Origin of the sequence: Clavibacter sp. MX14-G9D, assembly GCF_032917815.1 — a bacterium.
Taxonomy (GTDB): Bacteria; Actinomycetota; Actinomycetes; order Actinomycetales; family Microbacteriaceae; genus Clavibacter; species Clavibacter michiganensis_K.
Genome location: NZ_JAVCVL010000085.1, coordinates 1 through 10,244 on the forward strand (window position 1 = coordinate 1; position 10,244 = coordinate 10,244).

The 10,244-nt window shown below is 73.5% G+C and carries 11 protein-coding genes and 1 pseudogene; 1 reads left to right on the plus strand and 11 read right to left on the minus strand.

Annotated features, from left to right (window positions below):
* A partial coding sequence (locus Q6969_RS08650) for an HNH endonuclease family protein (RefSeq protein ID WP_317230067.1) occupies nucleotides 1-638 on the plus strand: 638 nt, incomplete at its 5' end.
* Nucleotides 639-670: 32 nt separating this feature from the next.
* On the opposite strand, the gene Q6969_RS08655 is transcribed toward Q6969_RS08650, so the two are convergent.
* The 11 genes and pseudogenes from Q6969_RS08655 to Q6969_RS08705 all read right to left on the minus strand — a co-directional run.
* Nucleotides 671-1,321, minus strand: coding sequence for a bifunctional 4-hydroxy-2-oxoglutarate aldolase/2-dehydro-3-deoxy-phosphogluconate aldolase (locus Q6969_RS08655; RefSeq protein WP_317230068.1), 651 nt, complete (start codon nucleotides 1,319-1,321; stop codon nucleotides 671-673).
* On the minus strand, nucleotides 1,318-2,214 hold the full coding sequence (locus Q6969_RS08660; RefSeq protein ID WP_317230069.1) for a sugar kinase: 897 nt from the start codon (nucleotides 2,212-2,214) through the stop codon (nucleotides 1,318-1,320). Before Q6969_RS08660 ends, Q6969_RS08655 begins: the two co-directional genes overlap by 4 nt.
* The gene (gene kduI, locus Q6969_RS08665) at nucleotides 2,211-3,050 is read right to left on the minus strand and encodes a 5-dehydro-4-deoxy-D-glucuronate isomerase (protein ID WP_317230070.1); all 840 of its coding nucleotides are present in this window, start codon (nucleotides 3,048-3,050) and stop codon (nucleotides 2,211-2,213) included. Before kduI ends, Q6969_RS08660 begins: the two co-directional genes overlap by 4 nt.
* A gap of 56 nt (nucleotides 3,051-3,106) precedes the next feature.
* Nucleotides 3,107-3,871, minus strand: a complete 765-nt coding sequence (gene kduD / locus Q6969_RS08670; RefSeq protein ID WP_317230071.1) for a 2-dehydro-3-deoxy-D-gluconate 5-dehydrogenase KduD — start codon at nucleotides 3,869-3,871, stop codon at nucleotides 3,107-3,109.
* Nucleotides 3,868-4,761: a fumarylacetoacetate hydrolase family protein gene (locus tag Q6969_RS08675; protein ID WP_317230072.1), complete on the minus strand. Its 894-nt coding sequence runs from the start codon at nucleotides 4,759-4,761 to the stop codon at nucleotides 3,868-3,870. Before Q6969_RS08675 ends, kduD begins: the two co-directional genes overlap by 4 nt.
* A complete protein-coding gene (locus Q6969_RS08680) occupies nucleotides 4,743-5,951 on the minus strand; it encodes a glycoside hydrolase family 88 protein (protein WP_317230073.1) in 1,209 nt (402 codons plus the stop codon). The genes Q6969_RS08675 and Q6969_RS08680 overlap by 19 nt, the downstream gene beginning before the upstream one ends.
* Entirely contained in the window at nucleotides 5,948-6,619 is a 672-nt protein-coding gene (locus tag Q6969_RS08685) for a DUF624 domain-containing protein (RefSeq protein WP_317230074.1), read from the minus strand. The genes Q6969_RS08680 and Q6969_RS08685 overlap by 4 nt, the downstream gene beginning before the upstream one ends.
* Before the next feature lies 1 nt (nucleotide 6,620).
* The gene (locus Q6969_RS08690) at nucleotides 6,621-7,541 is read right to left on the minus strand and encodes a carbohydrate ABC transporter permease (protein WP_317230075.1); all 921 of its coding nucleotides are present in this window, start codon (nucleotides 7,539-7,541) and stop codon (nucleotides 6,621-6,623) included.
* Nucleotides 7,538-8,401 carry a sugar ABC transporter permease gene (locus Q6969_RS08695; protein ID WP_317230076.1) on the minus strand — a complete coding sequence of 288 codons (864 nt, stop codon included), beginning with the start codon at nucleotides 8,399-8,401 and terminating at the stop codon, nucleotides 7,538-7,540. The genes Q6969_RS08690 and Q6969_RS08695 overlap by 4 nt, the downstream gene beginning before the upstream one ends.
* 127 nt (nucleotides 8,402-8,528) lie before the next feature.
* Nucleotides 8,529-9,830 carry an extracellular solute-binding protein gene (locus tag Q6969_RS08700; protein ID WP_317230077.1) on the minus strand — a complete coding sequence of 434 codons (1,302 nt, stop codon included), beginning with the start codon at nucleotides 9,828-9,830 and terminating at the stop codon, nucleotides 8,529-8,531.
* Nucleotides 9,827-10,244: pseudogene (locus tag Q6969_RS08705) on the minus strand (hypothetical protein); the annotation flags it as partial. The pseudogene Q6969_RS08705 and the gene Q6969_RS08700, both read right to left, overlap by 4 nt.

The following is a 10,244-nucleotide window of genomic DNA, read 5'->3' on the forward strand; positions in this document are numbered from 1 at the left end:
CGACGCGCACGACCGTCCCGACCGCGCCCGCGCGCACGACTGCGCCGCCGGCGTCCGCCGCGCCCGATCCCGCCCCCGGCTCGGCGGCGCGCGAGGTCCTCGCGACCCTCCGCGAGGACGACGACCGGGCCGCCGTCCGCTACGACCGGGACCTCTTCGGCGAGACCTGGTACGACGTCGACCGCGACGGCTGCGACACCCGCAACGACATCCTCGGCCGCGACCTCGCCGATCCCGTCCTCCGGCCGGGCACGGGCGGCTGCAAGGTCACGGCCGGGCAGCTGGTGGACCCCTACGACGGCACCCCGGTCGCCTTCGCCTCGGGCCCGGAGTCCTCGCGCCTCGTGCAGATCGACCACGTCGTCGCGCTGGCCTGGGCCTGGCGGCACGGCGCGGAGTCGTGGACGGACGACCAGCGCCTGCGCTTCGCCAACGATCCCCGGAACCTCCTCGCCGCCACCGAGGCGACGAACCAGGCGAAGAGCGACTCCGGGCCGGCGGAGTGGCTGCCCGCCGACCCCGCGCGGGCGTGCGCGCACGTGGAGCGGTTCGTCGCGGTCCTCGCGGCGTACGACCTCGGCATCGACGCCGCCGAGCGCGATGCGGCGGACCGGGCCCTCCGCGCCTGCCCGGCCTAGCCCGGCGCGTCAGCCCGCCGGGACCCGGCGCGTCAGCCCGCCCGGGTCCGCGCCAGCAGCTCCCCCATCAGGTCGAGCTGGGCCGGGTCCTCGAGGGCCGAGCCGACCGCGGCGACGCGGACGCCGGCGTCGAGGTACTCGGGGAGGTTCCGCGCGTCGAGCCCGCCGGTGGCGACGAAGCGGACCCCGGGGAAGGGACCGCGCATGTGGCGGAACCAGGCGGATCCGAGCCAGGTCGCGGGGAACGCCTTCATCCAGGTGAGCCCGAGCGCGACGCCGAGCTGCACCTCGGAGGGCGTCGCGACGCCCGGCAGGAACGGCAGCCCCTCGTCGGCGGCGGCGGCCACGACGCGCGGGTCCAGCCCCGGGGACACGAGGTATCCCGCGCCCGCGGCCCGGGCGCGCGCGACCTGGTCGACGCGCAGGATCGTGCCCGCCCCGACGGTCTTGCCGCGCGCGGCGCCGAGGCGGGCGACCTCGCGGAGGGCGACCTCGTCCTCCGGCGTCTGCAGCGGCACCTCGACGGAGTCGATGCCGAGGTCCCACGCGGTCGTGGCGAGCGCGATCGAGCGCTCCACGCCCATCCCGCGGAGGATGGCCATCAGCGGCGCCCCGGCGAACACGGCGTCGAACGGCGACGCGGCGCCCGGGTCGGGAGCGGTGCGGGCGGGTGATCCGGTCATGGTGCCGGTGTCCTCTCGTCGATGGAGTCGCCCGCGTGGGCGAGGGTGAGCGCGGCGCGGTCGTGCCCGCGCCGCAGGCGGACGTCGAGGTCGGCGCCCTGCATGCGGGCCACCAGGTAGCCGCCCGCGAACGCGTCGCCGGCGCCCACGGCGTCGCGCACGACCACCTCGTGCGACGCCGCGAAGGCCGTGCGGGTGCCCGCGAACGCGGTGCAGCCGATCTCGGCGTCCTTGACGACGAGCTCGGCGACGTCGGGGAACGCGGCCCGCACGTCCTCCGCGGTGCGCGTTCCCCAGAGCCCCTCGGCCTCGTCGCGGCCGACGAGCACCACGTCCGCGAGGCGGGCCATGTCGGCGAGCACGGGGGCGGCCTCGCCCGCGCTCCAGAGCGCCGGCCGGTGGTTGACGTCGAGGCTCACGGGGATCCCCAGCTCGCGCGCCCGGGCGACGGACCGGCGCAGGAAGCGGGCGGCCTCCGGGGAGAGCGCGGCGGTGATCCCGGTCAGGTGCAGGTGCGCCACCCCGTCGAAGGGCGCCGCGTCGGCGTCGGCCTCGTCGAGGCGGGACGCGGCGGAGCCCCGGCGGTGGTAGACGACGCCGCGCCCCGGGTCCTTCACGTAGAGCCCGGTGGGGTGCCGCGGGTCGACGACCACGCTCGACACGTCGATCCCGCGCGCGGCGAGCTGGCGGAGGACGCGCGCGCCGAGCGCGTCGTCCCCCAGCCGGCTGTGCCACCGTGCCGGCACCCCGAGCGCGGCCGCGTGCGCGAGCACGTTCGACTCGGCGCCGCCGGCGTCCACGTGGAACTCCGCGGCGTCCGTCACGGACCCCGCAGCCGGGTACAGCACGGCCATCGTCTCGCCCATGGCGAGGAGCGCCCCCGCCGCGGTCATGCCAGGTCGGCGACCGGGGCCGGGTCCATGTCGTCGAAGGCCTGGTTCTCGCCGGCCATCGCCCACACGAACGAGTACGCGGCGGTGCCGACGCCGGAGTGCAGCGACCAGCTCGGCGAGATGACCGCCTGACGGTCCGCGACGACCAGGTGCCGCGTCTCCTGGCGCTCGCCGAGGAGGTGGATCACGCGCGCGTCCTCCGGCAGGTCGAAGTAGAGGTAGCACTCGGTGCGGCGGTCGTGCGTGTGCGCCGGCATGGTGTTCCACATCGAGCCCTCGTGCAGGCTGGTGACGCCCATGACGATCTGGCAGCTGCGCACCCCGCCCTCGTGGATGTACTGGTTGAGGGTCCGCCGGTTGCTGGTGGCCTGCTCGCCCAGCTCCCGGACGGTGCCCTCGCCGGGCGAGACGAGCACCGTGGGGTACGCGGTGTGCGCCGGCGCGGAGAAGAGGTAGAACCGCGCGCCCTCGGCGTCCGCGTCGCCGTCCGCGTCCGCGAACGCGATGTCCTCGACGCCCCGGCCGAGGTAGAGGCACGCGCCGGCGACGAGCGTGTGGGTCTCGCCGTCCGCGGTCACCGTCCCGGTGCCGCCCACGTTCACGATGCCGAGCTCGCGGTGCTCGAGGAAGGTCGCGCTCCGGATCTCCGGGTAGCCCGTCAGCTCGAGGCGGCCGCCCGCGGGCACGGCGCCGCCGAGGACGATGCGGTCGTGGTGCGTGTACACGAGGCGGATCTCGCCCTCGACGAAGACGTCGGGGACGAGGAAGGCCTCCCGGAGGTCGGCCGTGGTCATGCCGGGGACCTGCGTGGGGTCCTTGGCGTAGCGCTGTTCCATGTCGGTGCTCCTGTCGGGCGTTCGGGGTCGGGGTCGGTGGTCGGGCAGGGTCGGGGTCAGCGGACGAGCCAGCCGCCGTCGACGGGGAGGACGGTCCCCGTGACGTAGGCCGACGCGTCGGAGGCGAGGAAGACGAAGGCGCCCTGGAGGTCCGCGGGCTCGCCCCAGCGGCCGGCGGGGATGCGGGCGACGATGGACGCCTCCCGCTCGGCGTCGGCGCGCAGGGCGGCCGTGTTGTCCGTCGCGAGGTAGCCGGGCGCGATGGCGTTGACCGTCACGCCGGACGACGCCCACTCGTTGGCGAACGCCTTGGTGAGCCCGGCGACGGCGTGCTTGGAGGCCGTGTAGCCGGGCACGGTGATGCCGCCCTGGAACGACAGCATCGAGGCGACGGTGATGATGCGGCCGGATCCCTGGGCCAGCATGATCCGCCCGGCCGCCTGCGTGAGGTGGAAGACGCTGTCGAGGTTCACCCGCAGCACCTCGTCCCAGTCGGCGGCGCTGTGCTCGGCCGCGGGGGCGCGGCGGATGGTCCCGGCGTTGTTCACCAGCACGTCGATCCGCCCGAGCTCCGCGACGACCTCGTCGACGGCCGAGCGGAGCTCCTCCGGCGTGGCCGTGGCCAGGTCGCGGCGGATGGGGTGGGCCCGGCGGCCGAGGGCCCGGACGAGCTCGGCGGTCTCGGCGGCGTCGCCGCGGTCGATCAGGGCGATGTCCGCGCCCGCCTCGGCGAGCGCGAGCGCGGCGCCGCGGCCGATGCCGCGGCTGGTGCCGGTGACGGCGGCCACGCGGCCGTCGAGTCGGAAGCGGTCGAGGATCATCGGGGGGCCTTCCGGAAGGTGGTGGTGAGGGATCCCAGACCGTCGACGCGCACGGTGACGGCGTCCCCGTCGGCGAGGGGGCGATGGGCGGCGAGCGCGTCGGGCAGCTTCTGGGGGCTGCCCGTGGAGATCACGTCGCCGGGCTCGAGGGTCATGCCCTGGCTGAGGTGGTGCACCAGCGCGGTCATGGGGAAGACGAGGTCGGCCGTGCCCTGCGACACGGTCACGCGGCCGTCGCGCTCGACCTCGAGGCGCAGGTCGTGCGGGTCGGGCACGTCGTCGGGCGTGACGAGCCACGGTCCGAGCGGCGCGAAGCCGTCGGCGCACTTGCCGAGGGTCCACTGGCTCGACCGGCCCTGCCAGGTGCGCTCGGACACGTCGTCCATGAGCGTGTACCCGCCGATGTGGGCGGCCGCGTCCGCGAGCGGGATGTCGCGGCCGCCGCGGCCGATGACGACGGCGATCTCCCCCTCGTAGTCGACGTCGTCGGCCCCCGCGGGGATCGTGACGGGGTCGCCGGGCGCGGCCAGCGTGTTCGGGGTCTTGACGAAGACGTCCGGGACCTCGGGGACGGGCCGCTCCGGGTCGCCCGGCGGCACATGGCCGCGGTAGTTGTACCCGATGCAGAGGATCTTGCCGGGCGTCACCGGGGGCAGCAGGCGGAGGTCCGCGACCCGGGGCAGCGCCGCGGCGTCCGCCCCGGATCCGTCCTCCGCCGCGACGAGGCGGCGGCGGGCATCCGCGAGGAGCGCGTCGTCGGCGAGGACCCGGGCGACGGGGACAGCGCCGAGGTCGAGCGCGCGGTCGCCGTCGGGCCGGGGGACGACGACCGCGGTGCGGTCGCCGTCGGGCGAGGAGTGCCGGAGGAGCCTCACCAGTAGGGCCGCCATCCCGGACGGGAGGCGCGGGCGAGCGCCTCGAGGAAGAAGTAGTCGCCCCAGAGGGTGCCCTCGTCGACGCCGACGCCCTTGGGCAGGTCGTAGACGCCGTGGAGGAGCACGGTGTCGGCCGCGTCCGGCGTCGCCGGGGTGCACCGCGCGATGAGCGCGTCCAGCAGCGCGAGCGCCGAGTCGCGCCAGTGCGCGGCCCGTGCCTCGTCGGTCTCGACGGCCGCGAGCTCGAGCAGCCCGCAGACCGCGATCGCGCCCGCGGAGCTGTCACGGGGAGCGTCGGCGCCGTCGGTGTAGACGAGGTCCCAGTAGGGCACGAGGTCGTCGGGCAGGTGCGCGAGGAAGTACCCGGCGCAGGCGCGCGACGCCTCCAGCTGGGCGGGATCCGCCGACACCCGGTAGCTCAGCGCGAAGCCGTAGACGCCCCACGCCTGGCCCCGCGCCCAGCACGAGTCGTCGAACGCGCCCTGCTCGGTGGCGCCCCGGAGGGGAGTGCCCGTCTCGGCGTCCCAGTAGAAGGTGTGGAACGTCGACGCGTCCGGGCGCACGATGTGGCGGCGCAGCTGCTCCACGTGCCGGGCGACGGCGGTGGACTTCCGCTCGTCGCCGGTCTGCTCGGCCGCCCAGGTCAGCAGGGGCATGTTCATCAGCGAGTCGATGATGGTGCGGCCGCGCTGCCGGGGATCCCGCAGGTCGCCCCACGCCTGGAGGATGCCGGCCGTGTCGAGGAAGCGCGTCATCAGGACGTCCGCGGCCCGCAGCGCGGTCGTGCGCGCCCGCTCGTCGCCGAGGAGGCGGGCGGGAGCGACCGCCGAGAGCGTGTAGAGGAACCCGAGGTCGTGCGTGTCGAGGTCGTCGCCCTCGTCCAGGCGCCGGGCGAAGTCGGCGAGGTGGCCGAGGGCGGCCGCGCGGAAGGCGTCGTCGCCCGTGAGCTCCCACGCGATCCACTGCATGCCGGGCCAGAAGCTCGTGGTCCAGCCCCGGTTCGCCCCCTCGGCGAAGCCGGGGACCGCGGGTCGCAGCGGGTAGCGGCCGTCGACCGTGGTGTCGTCCGGGTAGGCGGCGCCGAAGGCGCGGATGCCGCGGCGCACGACCTCGACGGCGTCGCCGAGGGCGCGGTCGACGCTCGTCGTCGTGCCGGAGGGCGGGTGGGTGGATGTCATGACGGGGAGCCCTTCGTCGGGGTTCATGCGGCGACCGGGTGGTCGGCGGGGAGTGCGGGCAGGAGGGTGTAGCGGGCGTTCGACCAGACGAGGTACAGCGCCGGTGCGGCGGAGACCCCCAGGGCGAGCGCCGGGGACAGCGTGAAGAGGCCGGCCTGGACGACGAGCACGACGAGGGACGCCAGGGTCAGGTGCCAGCGCCGGACCGCGAGGTAGGCGGCCGTGCGGCACGCCGCCGCCAGGCGGGTCCCGGGCGCGTCGACGAGCGCGACGAGCACCACCGGCAGCGTGCCGGCGACCAGGAGCACGACGACGGCCAGCAGCGGGATCACGGCGACCCCGATCTGCGTCGGCGCGAGGAAGCGCAGGTCGGCGAGCGCCACGGCCACGACGGCGGTCGCGATGGCGGCGGCGACCGTCGTGCGGCCCCAGCCGGAGCGCCAGGCGCGCCAGAAGGTGCGGAGGATCGCGGATCCGCCGCGGCGCTGCTCGGCGAAGACCGCGAAGGCCCCGCGGACCGCCGGCGCGCACAGGGGGAGCGCGACGGCGATCAGCGGCCACGAGCCGCCGGGGTCGGTCGTGATGAGGATCGCCACGAGCGGGAGGCAGCCGACGACGAGCAGCACGTTCGTCGTGAGGATGAGGTGGACGACGCCGAACAGCGAGGCGTAGAGGCCGTGCGGGATCCGGCGCATCTCAGCCCTTCAATCCGCTGGTGGCGATGCCCTCGACGAAGTACTTCTGCCCGAGCAGGAACACGACGGCGATGGGCACGACGGAGATGACGAGCCCCGCGAACAGGAGCGCGTAGTTCGCGTCGTAGAGGCTGGTGACGAAGCTCTGGAGGCCCAGCTGGATCGTCCAGAGGCTGGGGTCGCGGAGGTAGATCAGCGGCCCGAGGTAGTCGTTCCACGTGCCGACGAACGTGAGCAGCGTGAGGCTCGCGATGGCGGGGATCGACAGCGGCACCATGATGCGGGCCCAGATCCCGTACTCGCTCAGCCCGTCGAGACGGGCCGCCTCCGACAGCTCCTCGGGGATGGTCTCGTAGAACTGCTTCATGAGGAACACGCCGAAGGCGCCGAACGCCTGGATGAGGATGATCGCCCAGAGGGTGTTCGACACCTTCGCGTTGGACAGCAGGATGAACTGCGGGATCATGTACGACTGCCACGGCACCGCGATGGTCCCGATGTAGACGAGGAACAGCACGTCCCGGCCGGGGAACCGGATGCGGGAGAAGCCGTAGGCGGCGAAGGAGCCGGTCAGCACCTGGAGGAAGGTGACGACCACCGCCAGCAGCATGGTGTTGCGGATCCACGTCATCATCCCGGACTGCGCCCAGATGTCGACGTAGTTCGACCAGACCCAGGTCTCCGGGAACCACTTCACCGGCACGGAGAAGACCTCGTTCGGCGTCTTGAGCGAGCTCATGATCATCCAGAAGAAGGGCAGCAGCAGGGCGGCCGCGGCGACGCCCATGACGACGTAGCCGAGCGCGCGGCCGACGGCGCGGGGGCGGGAGCGCCCTGCGGGCGTCCGGCGCGGGGGCAGGGGCTCGTCGACGCGCACGAGCGCGGGCGCGGGCGCGCCCTCGGGGGCCAGGATTCCGGTCATCGGGATTCGCTCCTCTTGTTCAGGAAGAACTGCGCGAGCGTCACGGAGATGCAGAGCAGGAACAGCACGACCGAGACGGCCGAGGCGTACCCGAACTGGTTCTCCTGGAAGCCCTTCTGGTAGATGAACTGGGACAGCACGAGGGTCGCCTGGCCGGGCCCGCCCTGGGTCATCACGAGGATCAGGTCGAAGATCTTGAACGAGTTGATCGTGAGCATCACGGTGACGAAGAAGGTCGTCGGCCGCAGGCACGGGATGGTGACGTTGACGAAGCGCTGCCAGACGCTCGCGCCGTCCACGCGGGCCGCCTCGTGGAGCTCCCGCGGCACCGTCTGCAGGCCCGCGAGGAACAGGATCATGTAGTACCCCATGTCCCGCCAGGTGCTGATGATGACGACGGAGGGCATGGCCCATTCGGACGAGGTGAGCCAGCCGGGCGGGTCGGCGATGCCGATCGCGCCGAGCATCTGGTTGATGGGGCCGTACTCGGGGCTGAAGAGCAGGTTCCAGACCACGGCGATGGCGACGATCGAGGTGATGTACGGGAAGAAGGCGGCCGTGCGGAAGAAGGCGACGCCGCGCAGCTTGTTGTTGAGCAGGAGCGCGAGCCCGAGCGACACCACCAGCGTCAGCGGGATGTGCAGCGCCGCGTAGTACAGCGTGTTCAGCAGCGCGATGCGGAAGCTGCCGTCGCCGAGCAGCCGCTCGAAGTTCGCGAGGCCGATCCACTTCGCCTGCCCGAACACGTTCCAGTTCGTCAGCGACATGTAGAAGAGGGTGATCACCGGCACGAGAGTGAGCGCCGCGAAGCCGAGGAAGTTGGGCAGGATGAAGGTCCAGCCGATGAGCGTGTTCCTCATCCTGTACGCGGAGCGGCGCCGTCTCGGCGGTCGTGTCGTCGTGCCGGCGTCGGCGGCGGCGAGGGTCGTCATGGGACCTCCAGGGTCATGGGCGGTGGCCGGCCCGGGGGCCGGCCACCGCGCGGGATCAGTTGGTGCCGACCTCGTTCTCCACGCGGCCCTCGGCCGTGGAGATCGCGTCGTCGATGCTCGTGGAGCCGGACATGACGGCCGTGTGCAGGTCGAGCAGGATGTTCTGCACGGCGGCGGTCTCGGCGGAGGTGGGGTTCTCCGCCTTGGTGTCGTGCTCCGACCAGGCGGTCTTCGACAGGTCGTCGCCGGGCGCGCCCTCGACGCCGAAGTAGGCGTCCGTCACGGCGCTGCTCGTGAGGGCGGGCGTCACGCCGATGCCGGCCATGACCTGCGCGCCCTCCTCGCTGGCGGCGAAGGCGAGGAAGCCCTTCGCGGCCTCCTGCTTGGAGGAGTCGATGGCGGCGTTGACGCCGAAGCCGGTCGGGTCGCCGAACGTCACCGGGGTGTCACCGGATCCGGTCGTGGAGGAGTCGTCCTGCGGGATGGGCGCGATGCCCCACTCGAAGTCGTCCGAGTCGCCCGAGGCCTGCTGCGCGATGAGCGAGGCGACGAACCAGGTGCCCATGGGCATCATCGCGGCGTTCTGCTTGCCGAACTCCGCCTGGTAGGTCAGCTTGTTCGCGACGACCGTGTTGTAGTCGACCTGCGCGCCCTCGTCCTGGAGCTCCAGGGCCCGCTCGTAGTAGGGCTCGAGGTAGGAGTAGTCGCCCGACAGCACGTCCGCCTTCGGGGCCTGCGCGTTCGCGAAGCCCTGCACGGTGGACTGCCAGCTGTGCTCGTAGGTGCCCGCGGCGGAGCTGCCGGCCGCGGTCAGGCCGTCCTTGAGGGCCTTCGCCTGCTCGGCGTAGTCGTCCCAGGTCCACGAGCCGTCGGGGTAGCCGACGCCCGCCTGGTCGAAGAGCGCCTTGTTGTAGAAGAGGACCCACGCGTCCTGGCGGTACGGCACCGCCCACTGCGTGCCGTCGACCTCGTAGGCGTCCTTCCCGCCGATGCCGTCCGGCAGCTCGACATCGGAGACGTCGAGGAGCTGGCCGCCGGCCTGGTACGTCACCACGTTCTTCACGTTCTTCTGCGTGATGAGGTCGGGCCCGCTGCCGGCGGCGAGGTCGGCGGTCATCAGGGTGTCGTAGTTGGTCGCGTCGTACTCCTTGACCTCGACCGTGACGTCGGGGTCCTTCTCGTGGTACGCGTCGGCGAGGGCCTGGAACTCGGGCGTGGTGCTGAGGCTCCAGCCGGAGAGGGTGAGGGTGACGGGCCCGTCGGCGGGCGTCGCCTCCTCGCTGCCGGATCCCGAGCAGGCCGAGAGGGACAGTGCGGCGACGAGGACGATCCCCGCTGCGGTGGATCTCTTCTTCATGCGTGGTGCTCCTTTGCATCTGCGCCCCGGTGCTCACCGGGGTTCCGCGGGTACCGGGCCGGCCGTGCGGCGCGTCCGGAGTCTGTGAGGCGGTGGCCGGTGACGAGGCCGTCGGGCCAGGTCACGGTCACGCGCAGGTCGTCGCCCTCGCGGGCGGTGACGACGGCGCAGGATCGCGCGGGCTCCGCCGCGGTCCCGACGTCGTCCGACGCGTCACCCGCCACGTCGCCGGTGAGCGTCGCGTACGCGACGACGGGCTCGCCGACGACGACGGGGAGGGTCAGCACGGGGACGCCGACCCGGGGGCCGAGGGGCGACGACCCGTCCCGGGCGACCACCTCGGCGTGGGCCGCGCCGCCCGCGAGGATCTCGAGGCCGCTCGTCCGGCCGGCCGCGGAGGCCGACGCGGCGCCG

Bases quoted from the DNA above. Each gene is read 5' to 3' on its own strand.
- kduD (WP_317230071.1), bottom strand. From the start codon at position 3,871: ATGATCCTCGACCGCTTCCGACTCGACGGCCGCGTGGCCGCCGTCACC.
- Q6969_RS08675 (WP_317230072.1), bottom strand. From the start codon at position 4,761: ATGGCGGCCCTACTGGTGAGGCTCCTCCGGCACTCCTCGCCCGACGGC.
- Q6969_RS08660 (WP_317230069.1), bottom strand. From the start codon at position 2,214: ATGACCGCGGCGGGGGCGCTCCTCGCCATGGGCGAGACGATGGCCGTG.
- Q6969_RS08700 (WP_317230077.1), bottom strand. From the start codon at position 9,830: ATGAAGAAGAGATCCACCGCAGCGGGGATCGTCCTCGTCGCCGCACTG.
- kduI (WP_317230070.1), bottom strand. From the start codon at position 3,050: ATGGAACAGCGCTACGCCAAGGACCCCACGCAGGTCCCCGGCATGACC.
- Q6969_RS08680 (WP_317230073.1), bottom strand. From the start codon at position 5,951: ATGAACCCCGACGAAGGGCTCCCCGTCATGACATCCACCCACCCGCCC.
- Q6969_RS08695 (WP_317230076.1), bottom strand. From the start codon at position 8,401: ATGAGGAACACGCTCATCGGCTGGACCTTCATCCTGCCCAACTTCCTC.
- Q6969_RS08690 (WP_317230075.1), bottom strand. From the start codon at position 7,541: ATGACCGGAATCCTGGCCCCCGAGGGCGCGCCCGCGCCCGCGCTCGTG.
- Q6969_RS08655 (WP_317230068.1), bottom strand. From the start codon at position 1,321: ATGACCGGATCACCCGCCCGCACCGCTCCCGACCCGGGCGCCGCGTCG.
- Q6969_RS08685 (WP_317230074.1), bottom strand. From the start codon at position 6,619: ATGCGCCGGATCCCGCACGGCCTCTACGCCTCGCTGTTCGGCGTCGTC.